This is a genomic window from Parabacteroides sp. KHUB-01, assembly GCF_056640935.1.
In genome coordinates this window covers 695,758-709,918 of the sequence record NZ_CM153256.1, presented here as the reverse complement: position 1 = coordinate 709,918, position 14,161 = coordinate 695,758, and the positions used below count along the sequence as shown (strand labels likewise).

Here is a 14,161-nt window from a genome sequence, read left to right as displayed (position 1 = left end):
TCGTAACTTGCAAAACTTAAGTAACATTAAAATTTTGCGTTATTCATGACAATATGCTATCTTAGCAAATAAATGGTTTGTGTCGAGAAGGCAGTGGCAAGTTAATGAGTTTACAAGTAAACAGATGATTTATATATACTGTAACCTTGTATCTGTTTATCCTCGTCCCCTAAATTAAAAAGTTATGGAATACAAGAATTATCTTTATATCGCAATACGTGCGGCATTGGATGCCGGAAAGTCTATTTTGGATATTTACAATAATCCGGATTCTGATTTTGGTGTTGAAATGAAGGCTGATAACTCTCCTTTGACATTGGCAGACAAAGCTTCGAATGAAGTTATTGTTAAAATTCTGTCTACTACTTCAATACCAGTGCTGAGTGAGGAAGAATTGCAAGTACCTTATAGTGAAAGAAAGAATTGGAACACTCTTTGGGTTGTTGATCCGCTTGACGGAACAAAGGAATTTATAAAGAAAAACGGTGAGTTTACTGTGAATATAGCATTGGTGGTGAATCATGTCCCGGTGCTTGGTGTTATCTATGTTCCAGTAAGAAAAGAACTTTATTTCTCATCCGATAATATGGGAGCATATAAACTTTCTGATGTGGATTGCATGACTCAGCCTTCGTATGACGAAATAAAAGAAAGAGCTTCTAAATTACCATTGGCAGCAGCACATCAGGGAATTGTTGTTGTTGCTTCCCGTTCTCATCAGACAGAAGAAACAACAAGATATATTGATAATCTTCGTAAGAAAGGCTTGCCAGTAACATTGATAAGCAGCGGCAGCAGTTTGAAGATTTGTCTTGTTGCAGAAGGTTCAGCTGATATATATCCACGATTTGCCCCAACTATGGAGTGGGACACGGCTGCCGGACATGCAATTGCCCGTGGCGCAGGATGTGAGATATATCATATAGATGAAAAAACACCGATAAAGTATAACAAGGAAGATTTAAAAAATCCTTGGTTTGTCGTAAAATCGGTATCTTCCGTTTCGTGACAATATTGGTCTATTTGTATTATTGTGCTTAAATCTGAGTGCAATTTTCCAAAACTCATCCAATATCTTCGTATATTTGTGGCTAAATCTGTAAAGAAATAAGATATTGGCATGAGTTTTGAAATATTTTTTGTATTGGCAGTGCTAGCCGGAATGATAGCTGCCCTTATCTGGGATCAGATGCGTCCGGGAATGGTGCTGCTGACAGTCTCAGTACTGTTTCTTTGTGCCGGAATACTAACCCCTAAGGAAATGTTGGAAGGTTTTAGTAATAAGGGCATGATAACTGTTGGTATGCTTTTCCTGGTAAGTGAAGGTGTCAGGCAAAGCGGGGCGTTGGGAAAACTTATAAAGAAATTATTACCAAGGAAAAGTACCACTATTTTCCAGGCCCAGTTAAGGATGCTTCCCTCAATAGCATTTATTTCTGCATTTCTCAACAACACGCCTGTTGTTGTAATATTTGCCCCTATTATAAAAAGATGGGCTGAACATGTTAAACTTCCGTCAACAAAATTTCTTATACCTCTATCATATGTGACTATTCTGGGTGGTATGTGTACATTGATTGGTACGTCAACAAATCTGGTGGTTCACGGAATGATATTGGAAGCAGGATATGAAGGCTTTACTATGTTTGAATTGGGCAAAGTCGGCTTTTTCATTGCATTGTTCGGAATGATTTACCTTTTCATATTCTCAAACAAGCTTCTTCCGGATTCTTCACGTAAAACTGACTCTGATGATTCTTCTGAGGAAGAACTTGGAAATCTGCATAAAGTTGAAGCCGTGCTTGGAGCTCGTTTCCCTGGTTTGAATAAGACATTGGGCGAATTTAATTTTACTCGCCATTATGGTGCTATTGTTAAAGAAGTAATAAGCGGAGGAAGAAGGTTTACTCATAATCTGGATAAAGTCCGTTTGAATGAGGGTGACACTTTGGTATTGTGGGCAGATGATACGTTCATTCCGACATGGGGTGAATCCAGTGTCTTCCTTATGCTTGCCAATGGAAAAGATTCACAGGAAGAAGTTTCGCCAAAGAAACGTATGTTGGCTTTGGGATTGTTGATTTTCATGATTCTTGGAGCAACAATCGGAGAATTGCCAATAACGAAAGAAACATTCCCGGATTTGAAACTGGATATGTTCTTTTTCGTTTGTATAACTACAATAATTATGGCATGGACAAAGATTTTTCCACCTAAGAAATATACGAAATATATTTCGTGGGATATTCTGATAACTATTGCCTGTGCTTTTGCTATCAGCAAAGCAATGGTTAATTCGGGCGTAGCTGATATGATAGCACATTATATAATAGGTATGACAGATCGACTTGGTCCATATGCTCTTTTGGCTGTAATATTTATTATAACTAATATTTTTACCGAACTTATAACCAATAATGCAGCTGCAGCATTAAGTTTCCCGATAGCTCTTTCAGTAGCAAATCAGTTGGGTGTTGAACCAACTCCTTTCTTTGTTGTTATATGTATGGCTGCTTCTGCTAGTTTCAGTACGCCTATTGGTTATCAGACAAATCTGATAGTTCAAGGTATCGGTGGATACAAGTTTACGGATTTCGTTAAAATCGGATTGCCTTTAAACTTTATTACATTCCTGATTTCAATATTCCTGATTCCTTTGATATGGGAATTTTAAGGGATTGCTGTTTGCAAGTGAAGTTAAGCTTGCCGAAAATAATGACTTGAATAAAGAAAAACATAAAACAAAAATATAATGGAGGAAACAAAAACTCATAATGTTTATCCAATCTTCGACAAGATGATGACAAGAAAGGATAAGGAAGAATTGCTTGGACAACGTGGGTTGATGGTTTGGTTTACAGGCCTGAGCGGTTCAGGAAAAAGTACCATTGCAATAGCTTTGGAGCGTGAGTTGCACAAACGTGGTTTGTTGTGCCGTATTCTCGACGGAGATAATATAAGAAGCGGAATAAATAATAATCTTGGTTTTTCACCTGAGGACAGAGTGGAAAATATTCGCCGTATAGCAGAAGTAGGAAAGTTGTTTGTTGAAACTGGAGTTATAACTCTTGCAGCATTCATAAGTCCGAATAATGATTTGCGAAAGATGGCAGCCGATATTATCGGTAAAGACAGCTTTATGGAAGTGTATGTAAGTACGCCGATTGAAGAATGTGAGCGTCGTGACGTGAAAGGTTTATATGCACGTGCCCGTAAAGGAGAAATAAAGGATTTTACCGGTGTGTCAGCTCCGTTTGAAGCTCCGGAGAATCCGGATTTGACATTGGATACATCAAAATTGTCTGTTGAGGAATCAGTAAAATTGCTTTTGGAAAAGATTCTCGATTGACAAGGAAACAAGTTGACAAGGGAACAAGTTGACAAGGGAACAAGTTGACAAGAGTTTGTAGACGATTAAGAGTGAAATGATTGGTATTAATCCTTGTCAATTCGTCAACTCGTCCTCTTTTCAACTCAAAACTCATAAACTTAAAAACTAAAAAACTCAAAAATATGTCTGATTATAAATTAAGCCATTTACAGGAACTTGAGGCTGAATCAATTCACATCATACGTGAAGTAGCAGCGGAGTTTGAGAATCCGGTTATGCTTTATTCAATTGGAAAAGATTCATCTGTGATGGTGCGCCTTGCAGAAAAGGCTTTTGCCCCGGGTAAAGTTCCTTTCCCTTTGATGCATATTGATTCAAAATGGAAATTCAAGGAAATGATAGAGTTTCGCGATAATTACGCCAAAGAATTTGGATGGAACTTGATTGTTGAATCAAATATGGAGGCTTTCAGAGCCGGTGTCGGACCTTTCACTCACGGAAGTAAGGTGCATACTGATTTGATGAAAACCCAGGCTTTGCTCCAGGCATTAGACAAATATAAATTTGACGCAGCTTTTGGCGGTGCTCGCCGTGATGAAGAGAAGAGCCGTGCCAAGGAAAGAATTTTCTCATTCCGAGACAAATTTCATCAGTGGGACCCAAAGAACCAGCGTCCGGAATTGTGGGACATATACAATGCCCGTGTTCACAAAGGCGAAAGTATCCGTGTTTTCCCGTTGTCAAACTGGACAGAGTTGGATATCTGGCAATATATAAGATTGGAGAATATTCCAATTGTTCCATTGTATTTTGCAAAAGAAAGACCGATTGTTGAAATTGACGGTAATCTGATTATGGCAGATGATGACCGTTTGCCTGAACAATACAGAGATAAAATCCAGATGCGAAAAGTTCGTTTCAGAACATTAGGCTGCTGGCCGCTGACTGGTGCAGTTGAAAGCGATGCTGATACAATTGAAAAGATTGTAGAAGAGATGATGACAACAACAAAGAGCGAGAGAACAACTCGTGTCATCGATTTCGACCAGGATGCAAGTATGGAACAGAAAAAACGTGAGGGTTATTTTTAATAAATTGGAAATCATGGAAAGTAATCTAGATATAAAAGCCTTTTTGGATAAAGACGAACAGAAGGATTTGTTGCGCTTCCTTACAGCCGGTTCTGTGGATGACGGAAAGTCAACATTGATTGGCCGACTGCTTTTTGACAGCAAGAAATTATATGAAGACCAGCTGGACGCTTTGGAACGCGACAGTAAGAGAATGGGAAATGCCGGCGACCATATTGACTATGCTTTGCTTCTAGACGGATTGAAGGCGGAACGTGAGCAAGGTATTACAATTGATGTTGCCTACAGATATTTCAGCACAAACAACAGAAAGTTTATCATCGCTGATACTCCGGGGCATGAGCAATATACCAGAAATATGATTACCGGCGGTTCAACAGCAAACCTTGCCATTATTCTTGTTGACGCACGTACGGGAGTGATTACTCAGACACGTCGCCATACTTATCTGGTGTCATTGCTTGGAATACGCCACGTTGTCCTTGCAGTGAACAAGATGGACTTGGTAGACTTCAATAAGGAAGTGTTTGATAAGATTGTTGCAGATTATATGTCGTTTGTAGCTCCTCTTGCTATCGACGATGTAACTTGCATTCCTTTGTCTGCACTCGATGGCGACAATGTTGTTGAGAAGAGTGACCGCACTCCTTGGTATGAAGGACCGGCATTGCTTGATTTCCTTGAAAACGTTCCAATCGACAAGGACCGCAATTATGACGATTTCCGTTATCCTGTTCAGTTCGTTTTACGTCCGAATTTGGATTTCAGAGGTTTCTGCGGTAAAGTGGCAAGCGGCGTTGTAAGAAAGGGAGATGCTGTTATGGCTTTGCCTTCAGGAAAGACATCAAAGGTCAAGAGCATTGTAACTTATGAAGGAGAAATCGAAGAAGCTTTCCCTCCAATGTCTGTTACTCTTACTTTGGAAGATGAAATCGACATCTCAAGAGGAGAGATGCTTGTTCATCCGGACAACAAACCATATGAAGGCAGAAACTTTGAGGCAATGCTTGTGTGGATGGACGAAGAACCGATGGATGTCAGCAAGCAGTTCTATATCAAGCATACAACAAATACAACTCGTGCAAGAATCGACGGAATAAAATATAAGGTGAATGTGAACACAATGGAACAGTCAGAAGTTGATCACCTTGTATTGAATGAAATCGGCCGTGTTGTTTTTTCAACAGGAAAAGAATTATTCTTTGACCCTTATAAGAAGAACAAGCAGACTGGCGCGTTTATCCTTATAGACCCAATTACAAACAATACCTCTGCCGTTGGTATGATAATCGACAAGGTTGAGGCAAATCAGCAGTTGAACGACAATGGCGTAATAACATTGAATTTGCCTGAACTCGGCATTTCTCCAGAACATTATGATGCCGTTGAACGTGTTTGTAAGGAAATTGAGAAAAACGGAGTTGAACTGAGAGTAATTAAGTAATATAGTCAGTTGGCGAGGGAACAAGTTGACAAGGGAATGAGTTATGGTTATTATGTCTTGTCAACTTGTCTCCGAAGCCTTGTCAACTTTATTAAAGTAATAGAACTAAATTAATATATAATGGGACTTATTGAATTTGACAAACTTCCGATAAATACTCTGGTTGGTGCAGACTGGGATACTTTCAAGAAGGTTACTGCAAATCAGAATATAGAGGACGGTTATAAAGGTAAATACAGACTGACAAAAGGTGTTTGCCGTTTATTGAGTCTGCTAAAGCCACTTGAGGATAGCCGCTATAAGAAGATTGCCGACAAACCATTGGAAATGGATCCTTTGTTTGTGCTCGGACATTGGAGAAGCGGTACTACTTTTGTGCATAATGTCCTTGCCTGCGACAAGCATTTCGGATACACAACAACATATCAGACAGTATTCCCTAATCTTATGTTGTGGGGACAGGGATTCTTCAAGAAGAATATGTCTTTTCTGATGCCGGATCACAGACCGACCGACAATATGGAATTGAAAGTGGATTTGCCTCAGGAAGAAGAATTTGCTTTGTCAAATATGATGCCATACACTTATTATAATTTCTGGTTCTTCCCTCAGAGAATGTTGGAATATTGTGATAAGTATTTGCTATTTAATGATATTTCAGAAAGTGAAAGACAGATTTGGAAAGACACTTTCTTGCGTCTTGTGAAAGTTTCGCTTTACAATACTGGTGGAACACAATATTTGAGTAAGAATCCTCCACATACAGGAAGAGTGAAGACTTTGGTGGAAATGTTCCCTAATGCCAAGTTTATTTATTTGAAGCGTAATCCATATACAGTGTATGAAAGTACACGCAGTTTCTTCACAAACACAATAAAGCCTTTGATGCTTCAGAATATTTCTGACGAAGAACTGATAAAGAATTTCGTTGAGGTTTATAAAAGGTTGTATTATAAGTACGAAGAAGAGAAACATCTTATTCCTGAAGGCAATCTTATCGAAGTTAAATTCGAAGATTTCGAAAAAGATGCATTTGGAATGACTGAGGAAATATACAGAACTCTTGATTTGCCAAACTTCAATGAATCAAAAGCTAGTATCGAAGCTTATTTGGGTAAGAAAAAAGGCTACAAAAAGAATCAGTACAAATACGAAGATGCGACAGTTAAGACAGTTGAAGAAAACTGGGGTATGGCATTGAAGGAATGGGGATATAATTTGTAGTAGATTTTGTTCATGCTTTAAGTTTATTTGTGTTCAATGAAGGGGTTAGGTAGAATTAAGAATTTTGTTTTATGTCTGTTCTCGCTTGCTTGCAGCTTTACTTCTGCTGATGCTCAGGAAGAAGCTATCAAGTATGGCGATATGGACAATTGGGTTGTCCGCAAGATTACAGAATCTAAAATAATAGGTGGTAACACAAAACTGCTATATGAACTTGGACCTTCCGACACTATCGTCGGAAGTATTCCATACACCAATAAGGGCGGCTCGCCATGGGCAACATCAAATGTCATGGCAAAAATTGCCGGTATTGTCAAGACAAATACATCTGTATTTCCTGAAAGACGAGGTAACGGATGGTGCGTCCGAATGGAAACCCGAATGGAAAGAGTGAAAGCATTGGGCTTTATTGATATTGAGGTCGTTGCTGCCGGTTCAACATTCCTTGGAACGATTCATGAGCCAATAAAGGGAACTCAGAATCCGCAGAGTATGTTGTTGAGCGGTGTTCCTTTCACCAAACGCCCGAAAGCATTGAAGTTTGACTATAAGACAAAAGTCATGCCTGAAATGTATCGTGTGAGAAGCACCGGATTCAGCAGTAAAACAAAGATTCCCGGACAAGACTCAATTGCTGTAGTCTTGCTTTTGCAGAAAAGATGGGAAGACAAGGACGGAAATGTCTTTGCCAAAAGGGTAGGTACAATGATACAACGCTTCTCAAAGTCCAGCAACGGATGGGTAAATGGAGCTGAATTTCCTGTATTGTATGGTAATATAACTTCTAAGCCGGAATACAAAGACTATATGCGTATTCAGGTTGAGGAAAGATATACAGTGAACGGTCAAGGAAAAAGTGTTCCTATCAAGGAAGTAGGATGGGCTGGAGCAAACGAAACACCAACTCATATTGTTCTGCAGTTCGTTTCCAGCCATGGTGGAGCATATATAGGCTCTCCGGGAAATACATTTTGGGTGGACAATGTAAAATTTGTATATTAGGAGCGGATTTGTTTGTAACTTATTCAAGGTAGTTGGCAAGGGAACAAGTTGACGAGGCTTTTAAACACAGAGTCTCAGAGGAACAGAGTATTATAATTTTCAACTTTCAATTTTTAATTTTCAATTAAAAAACTCCTTGTCAACTCGTCTCTGAAGCCTTGTCAACTATTAAGTCATACAATTCCCAAAACTCAAAGTTTTAAATTAATATTGAACAGATACTCACAATATGAATGCAATAGAAGAACGCATAAAAGCTCTCCGCAGTGAATTGGAACAGCATAATTACAATTATTATGTGCTGTCGTCACCAACAATTTCGGATAAGGAATTTGATGACAAGATGAGTGAGTTGCAGAAGTTGGAAGAAGAGCATCCTGAGTTCTTTGACCCGCATTCGCCAACTCAGCGCGTCGGAAGTGATTTGTCAAAGGAGTTTGAGCAGGTTGAGCATAAATATCCAATGCTCTCATTGGGAAATACTTACTCTGAAGCTGACATTCGCGAATTTTATGAAAGAACGGCAAAGGCTTTGAACGAACCTTTCGAAATTGTAGCTGAGCTGAAATATGACGGAACATCAATCTCATTAGTTTATGAAAACGGCCGTCTTGTCCGTGCTATAACTCGCGGTGATGGAACACGTGGAGATGATGTCACTGCCAATGTGCGTACAATACGTTCTATTCCGTTGAAGTTGCAAGGTGATGATTATCCTGAGAATTTCGAAATCAGAGGAGAAATCCTTCTTCCATGGGCAGAATTCGACCGCCTGAACAAGGAAAGAGAAGAACAGGAAGAACCTCTGTTCGCAAATCCGAGAAACGCAGCTTCAGGAACACTGAAACAGCAGAATCCTGCAATTGTTGCAGCCCGTAAACTGGATGCATATCTTTATTATGTGTTGGGCGAGAATTTGCCTGCCGACACTCATTATGGAAATTTGGAAGCCGCCCGCAAATGGGGCTTCAAGATTCCTGATGTGATAAGAATATGCAACTCCGTAGAAGATATTCTCAAATATATAGAATATTGGGATACAGAACGAAAGAACTTGCCGGTGGCAACTGACGGAATTGTTTTGAAAGTCAATTCTCTCAGACAGCAGAAAAACCTCGGCTTTACAGCAAAAAGCCCACGCTGGGCAATCGCCTATAAATTCCAGGCAGAGAGAGCTTGCACACGGCTTAACTCTGTTTCGTTTCAGGTGGGAAGAACGGGAGCTGTTACTCCTGTTGCAAATCTAGAGCCAATATTGCTTGCCGGAACAGTTGTGAAACGTGCATCATTGCATAATGCCGATATCATTGCATCTCTTGATTTACATATCGGAGATAATGTATATGTAGAAAAAGGAGGAGAAATTATCCCTAAAATAGTGGGAGTGGATGTTGATTCCCGCTCATTCATGATGGGAGACAAAGTTTCCTTCATAAAGAAATGTCCGGAGTGCGGTTCTTTATTGTTCCGTCCTGAAGGTGAGGCAGCTCATTACTGCCCTAACACCAACGGCTGTCCTCCTCAGATAAAAGGAAGAATAGAGCATTTTGTTACCCGCAAGGCGATGAACATTAATATTGGTCCTGAAACTATCGAGGCTTTGTATGATGCAGGCTTGGTCAAGAACATTGCAGACCTGTATGACCTCAAGATGACTGATTTGCTTTCATTGGAACGATGGGCAGAAAAGAGTGCCCGAAATCTGATGGAAAGTCTGAGGGAATCAAAGCAAGTGCCGTTCGAGCGTGTTCTCTTTGCTTTAGGAATAAGATATGTTGGTGAAACTGTGGCAAAACGACTTGCTTTGGTTTTCCATTCTATGGATAGAATCCGAAATGCCTCATTCGAAGAGCTTGTATCTACAAATGAGATAGGAGAGAGAATCGCACAAAGTGTAGTGGACTATTTCGCCGACGAAAATAACATGGCAATTCTGGCACGACTGGAAAATACAGGATTGCAGATGAAAGTCTCGGAAGAAAGTCTTGCTTCAAGATCCGACAAACTTCAAGGCCTGACGATTGTGATTAGCGGAACATTCTCATCTTTCTCACGTGATGAATATAAAAACATGATAGAGCAGAATGGCGGGAAAAATGTCGGTTCTGTATCTAAAAAGACTAGTTTTATATTAGCTGGAGAAAATGTGGGACCTGCAAAACTGGAGAAAGCTTCAAAACTTGGAGTTAGAATAGTGTCTGAAGAAGAATTTCTAAAAATGCTGGAATCTTAAGATGATTTTGTCACAGTATTATATCAAAAAGGAAATTAGCAGGCAGATGAAAAAACAGCCGGAGCGTAGTAGCCGCAAATTCTGCTCTCTGCAAAAGGCTAATCGTCTGCTTGTCTTTTGTTCTTATTCTGATTTGGATGTGATAGACAAACAACTGTCACAATTAAAATCGGATAATAAGGATGTGATATTATGTGTTTATTCCACAACGGGAGACAATTCGGAAAAACTCTCCGAAAACGACATAATTATTTCGCCTGGCAAAGATTTGACGATGTTGGGCTTCCCGAAGCAGGAGAAACTTGACAAATGCCTTTCTGTCGGCTGCGATATTATTATTGACTTGACATGTGGAAAAGTCCCGGCACTACAATATATGCTTCTTAAGCATAATGCTCCATTCAAGGTTGGTGTAAAGAGTAATGATATGGACTTATATGATTTGACAATTTCTACATCAGAAGCTGCGGAAATTGATTATTTGTTTTCTCAAATATTATTTTATTTGCAAACAATTAGTTTTAAATAGTATATTTTTTTCTATTTTTGCGTGTGTAAAGTTAGAATTTTGTCAATAAAAACTTATGGCTGATATAAATTTAAGAGGAATGGGAGTAGCTTTGATTACTCCGTTTAAAGAAGATGGCAGTGTAGATTATGAGGCTTTAGACCGTTTGGTGGACTATCAGTTGCAAAACGGAACGGACTATTTTGTTGTGCTTGGAACAACAGCCGAAACTCCAACTCTTACTGAAGAAGAGAAAAAGAAAATCATAGAGCTGGTTGTAACTAAGGTTCGCGGCCGAATTCCTATCGTTCTTGGTGTGGGCGGAAACTGCACAAGAGCTGTCGTTGATAATTTGAAGAATGGAAACTTTGAAGGAATAGACGCTATTCTGTCTGTTGTTCCTTATTATAATAAACCTTCCCAGGAAGGAATCTACCAACATTACAAGGCTATTGCCGAAGCAACTGAATTGCCTGTTATATTATATAATGTGCCGGGCAGAACAGGTGTAAACATGACAGCAGAAACAACATTGCGAATAGCCAGAGAATTCAAGAATGTTATTGCAGTTAAAGAGGCTTCAGGCAATATCACACAGATGGACGATATCATCAAGAACAAACCTGAGAATTTCAGTGTTATTTCCGGTGATGATGGTATAACATTCCCTTTGATTACTTTGGGAGCCGTTGGCGTTATATCTGTAATCGGCAATGCATTCCCTCGTGAATTCAGTCGTATGGTGCGTCTTGCTCTTGCCGGTGATTATGACAGTGCCCGCACAATCCACCACCGTTTCACAGAACTTTTCAGTCTTCTTTTCGTTGACGGAAATCCTGCCGGTGTGAAAAGTATGTTGAATATGATGGGATTTATCGAGAACAGATTGCGTTTGCCATTAGTTCCTACTCGTATTGTAACATATGAAAAGATAAGAGATGTACTTAGAGAATTAAGTATAAAATGTTGATATAACATACATTGAGGGAAAGAGGCTGTCTCAGAAAGGAAAGAGGTGGCCTCTTTTTTTATCTCTGACATAAGGCTTCATAGACAAGTCGGCAAGGTGAAAAAATTTATTTATGTATTCCCTTGAAGTTCTGTAATATTTCGTTTCTCGTTCTTAAATCCTGCTCAAAAAATTAGTTGAAATTTTTATTTCCAAATAAAACCTTTTACTTTTGTTCAACGAAAAAGAAGACTAAAAAACTTATTTAGGTATATGAAAGTAGGATTATTTATTCCCTGTTATATCAATGCCGTTTATCCACAGGTGGGAGTAGCTTCTTTTAAGTTGCTGAAAAGTCTTGGAGTTGATGTTGATTATCCGCTGGACCAGACTTGCTGCGGACAACCAATGGCAAATGCGGGGTTTGAAAATGAGTCTGTAGAGCTAGCCAAACGTTTTGACCGGCTTTTTGAACAGTATGATTACATTGTTGGCCCATCGGCAAGTTGCGTAGTTTTTGTACGCGACCATTATGGCAACCTGTTGGCTAAAGAGCCACATCGTTGTGCCAGTGAAGAGAAAATTTATGATATTTGCGAGTTTATCCATGATGTTGTAAAGCCTACTTCATTGCAGGCATCTTTCCCGCATAAAGTGAGTCTCCAGAACAGTTGTCACGGCGTTCGCCTGATGCACCTTTCTTCCCCTAGTGAATTGAACATACCTTATTATAATAAACTTCGTGATTTACTTTCCCTTGTAAAAGGAATTGAGGTTGTTGAGCCGGAACGTCCTGATGAATGTTGTGGCTTCGGCGGTATGTTCTCAGTTGAAGAGCATTCTGTGTCCGGACAGATGGGACACGACAAGGTTCAGCGCCATATTGACACTGGGGCTGAATATATTGTAGGAGCCGACGGCTCTTGCCTGATGCACCAGAGCGGAATCATTTCCCGGGAAAAATTACCTATCAAAACTATTCATATCGTCGAAGTTTTAGCAGCAGGATTATGAGTACGAAACATTCAAAAGCTGCCGAGAAGTTTCAGGAGAATAAGAAACTGGCAGCCTGGCACGACCAGACTTTGTGGATGATGCGTGCCAAACGCGATAAAATAAGCCGGGATGTACCGGAATGGGAGCATTTGCGTGATATGGCTTCAGCTATCAAGATGTACAGCAACAGCCACCTCGACGAGCTCCTCGAGGAATTTGAGAAAAATGCTCAGGCAAACGGAGCACACGTGTATTGGGCAAAAGATGCCGATGAGTATTGTTCTATTGTCTATGATATTCTTCACGGACACAACGTACATCACTTTATCAAAAGCAAGTCCATGCTGGCTGAAGAGTGTGGATTGAATGAATACCTGATTCAGAAAGGTATCGACGTGGTGGAAAGTGACCTGGGTGAAAGAATCCTTCAGCTCATGCACAAGAAACCGAGCCATATTGTTGTGCCGGCAATTCATATAAAGAAAGAAGAAATCGGTGAACTGTTTGTGAAGGAAATGGGAACGGAACCGGGAAACAACGACCAGACTTATCTTACACATGCAGCACGCAAGAATTTGCGTCACAAATTTATTGAAGCCGAAGCTGCTATGACAGGCGCCAATTTCGCCGTAGCTTCAACAGGTGAGTTTGTGGTATGTACCAACGAAGGTAATGCCGATATGGGAACTTCACAACCTAAGTTGCAGATTGCCGCTTTTGGATTGGAAAAGATTGTACCAGACAGGGAAGCCCTGGGCGTATTTACCCGCTTGCTGGCTCGTTCAGGCACAGGACAGCCGATTACCACTTATACTTCTCATTACAGTAAGCCTCGCAATGGAGGAGAACTTCATATCATTATCGTAGATAATGGTCGTAGCGAAATTCTTGCCGACCAGGAACACGTAAAGACATTGAACTGCCTTCGCTGTGGTGCCTGCATGAACACATGCCCGGTTTACCGTCGTTCTGGTGGTTATTCCTATACTTATTTTATCCCCGGACCAATCGGTATCAATTTGGGTATGCTCAAAGCTCCGTTGCGCTATTATGATAATGTATCAGCATGCTCTCTGTGTTACTCTTGCCAGAATGTTTGTCCTGCTAAAGTTGACCTTGCGGACCAGATTTACCGTTGGCGACAGAAGTTGGATAGCTTTGGAGTGGCAAGCTCTTCCAAACGAGTTATGTCTGGCGGAATGAAGGTGCTGATGGAACATCCGGCGTTGTTTAATTTTGCTTTGGGACGTGCTCCGTGGGTCAATTCATTCCCGCACTCAATGGTTTACAATGGCCTGAACGATTGGGGAAAAGAACACGACATGCCTCAGTTTGCCAAAGAAAGTTTTAATGAAATGTGGAAAAAGGGTAAAGTAAAATAAG

General features: G+C 40.1%; 12 protein-coding genes. All 12 read left to right on the top strand.

Translation table 11 applies throughout. The features are described from left to right. The first annotated feature begins 184 nt into the window (after nucleotides 1-184). The 12 genes from cysQ (at nucleotide 185) to ACYIAR_RS03265 (ending at nucleotide 14,160) form a co-directional block, all read left to right on the top strand. Nucleotides 185-1,009, top strand: a complete 825-nt coding sequence (cysQ, locus tag ACYIAR_RS03320; protein WP_480332151.1) for a 3'(2'),5'-bisphosphate nucleotidase CysQ — start codon at nucleotides 185-187, stop codon at nucleotides 1,007-1,009. Between the two features lie 111 nt (nucleotides 1,010-1,120). Beyond that, complete coding sequence (locus ACYIAR_RS03315) at nucleotides 1,121-2,674, top strand: SLC13 family permease (protein ID WP_480332150.1); 1,554 nt, start codon at nucleotides 1,121-1,123, stop codon at nucleotides 2,672-2,674. Nucleotides 2,675-2,752: 78 nt separating this feature from the next. Beyond that, the gene (cysC, locus tag ACYIAR_RS03310; RefSeq protein WP_480332149.1) at nucleotides 2,753-3,349 is read left to right on the top strand and encodes an adenylyl-sulfate kinase; all 597 of its coding nucleotides are present in this window, start codon (nucleotides 2,753-2,755) and stop codon (nucleotides 3,347-3,349) included. Nucleotides 3,350-3,483: 134 nt separating this feature from the next. After that, entirely contained in the window at nucleotides 3,484-4,422 is a 939-nt protein-coding gene (cysD, locus tag ACYIAR_RS03305; protein WP_480333542.1) for a sulfate adenylyltransferase subunit CysD, read from the top strand. Nucleotides 4,423-4,435: 13 nt separating this feature from the next. Next, nucleotides 4,436-5,866 carry a sulfate adenylyltransferase subunit CysN gene (gene cysN, locus ACYIAR_RS03300; RefSeq protein WP_480332148.1) on the top strand — a complete coding sequence of 477 codons (1,431 nt, stop codon included), beginning with the start codon at nucleotides 4,436-4,438 and terminating at the stop codon, nucleotides 5,864-5,866. Nucleotides 5,867-5,986: 120 nt separating this feature from the next. Continuing rightward, nucleotides 5,987-7,090, top strand: a complete 1,104-nt coding sequence (locus tag ACYIAR_RS03295; RefSeq protein WP_480332147.1) for a sulfotransferase family protein — start codon at nucleotides 5,987-5,989, stop codon at nucleotides 7,088-7,090. A 36-nt stretch (nucleotides 7,091-7,126) separates the two neighbouring features. Then, nucleotides 7,127-8,092, top strand: a complete 966-nt coding sequence (locus tag ACYIAR_RS03290; RefSeq protein WP_480332146.1) for a PCMD domain-containing protein — start codon at nucleotides 7,127-7,129, stop codon at nucleotides 8,090-8,092. A 229-nt stretch (nucleotides 8,093-8,321) separates the two neighbouring features. Next, on the top strand, nucleotides 8,322-10,325 hold the full coding sequence (gene ligA / locus ACYIAR_RS03285; RefSeq protein WP_480332145.1) for an NAD-dependent DNA ligase LigA: 2,004 nt from the start codon (nucleotides 8,322-8,324) through the stop codon (nucleotides 10,323-10,325). A 1-nt stretch (nucleotide 10,326) separates the two neighbouring features. Further along, nucleotides 10,327-10,854, top strand: a complete 528-nt coding sequence (locus tag ACYIAR_RS03280; protein WP_480332144.1) for a DUF6913 domain-containing protein — start codon at nucleotides 10,327-10,329, stop codon at nucleotides 10,852-10,854. Nucleotides 10,855-10,909: 55 nt separating this feature from the next. Beyond that, complete coding sequence (dapA, locus tag ACYIAR_RS03275; protein ID WP_480332143.1) at nucleotides 10,910-11,803, top strand: 4-hydroxy-tetrahydrodipicolinate synthase; 894 nt, start codon at nucleotides 10,910-10,912, stop codon at nucleotides 11,801-11,803. Between the two features lie 252 nt (nucleotides 11,804-12,055). Beyond that, nucleotides 12,056-12,796, top strand: coding sequence for a (Fe-S)-binding protein (locus ACYIAR_RS03270; protein WP_480332142.1), 741 nt, complete (start codon nucleotides 12,056-12,058; stop codon nucleotides 12,794-12,796). Next, nucleotides 12,793-14,160 carry a lactate utilization protein B gene (locus tag ACYIAR_RS03265; RefSeq protein WP_480332141.1) on the top strand — a complete coding sequence of 456 codons (1,368 nt, stop codon included), beginning with the start codon at nucleotides 12,793-12,795 and terminating at the stop codon, nucleotides 14,158-14,160. Before ACYIAR_RS03270 ends, ACYIAR_RS03265 begins: the two co-directional genes overlap by 4 nt. The last annotated feature ends 1 nt before the right edge of the window (nucleotide 14,161 follow it).

Coding starts and splice junctions, on each gene's coding strand:
- cysQ (WP_480332151.1), top strand. CDS start 185: ATGGAATACAAGAATTATCTTTATATCGCAATACGTGCGGCATTGGAT.
- ACYIAR_RS03315 (WP_480332150.1), top strand. CDS start 1,121: ATGAGTTTTGAAATATTTTTTGTATTGGCAGTGCTAGCCGGAATGATA.
- cysC (WP_480332149.1), top strand. CDS start 2,753: ATGGAGGAAACAAAAACTCATAATGTTTATCCAATCTTCGACAAGATG.
- cysN (WP_480332148.1), top strand. CDS start 4,436: ATGGAAAGTAATCTAGATATAAAAGCCTTTTTGGATAAAGACGAACAG.
- ACYIAR_RS03295 (WP_480332147.1), top strand. CDS start 5,987: ATGGGACTTATTGAATTTGACAAACTTCCGATAAATACTCTGGTTGGT.
- ACYIAR_RS03290 (WP_480332146.1), top strand. CDS start 7,127: ATGAAGGGGTTAGGTAGAATTAAGAATTTTGTTTTATGTCTGTTCTCG.
- ligA (WP_480332145.1), top strand. CDS start 8,322: ATGAATGCAATAGAAGAACGCATAAAAGCTCTCCGCAGTGAATTGGAA.
- ACYIAR_RS03280 (WP_480332144.1), top strand. CDS start 10,327: ATGATTTTGTCACAGTATTATATCAAAAAGGAAATTAGCAGGCAGATG.
- dapA (WP_480332143.1), top strand. CDS start 10,910: ATGGCTGATATAAATTTAAGAGGAATGGGAGTAGCTTTGATTACTCCG.
- ACYIAR_RS03270 (WP_480332142.1), top strand. CDS start 12,056: ATGAAAGTAGGATTATTTATTCCCTGTTATATCAATGCCGTTTATCCA.
- ACYIAR_RS03265 (WP_480332141.1), top strand. CDS start 12,793: ATGAGTACGAAACATTCAAAAGCTGCCGAGAAGTTTCAGGAGAATAAG.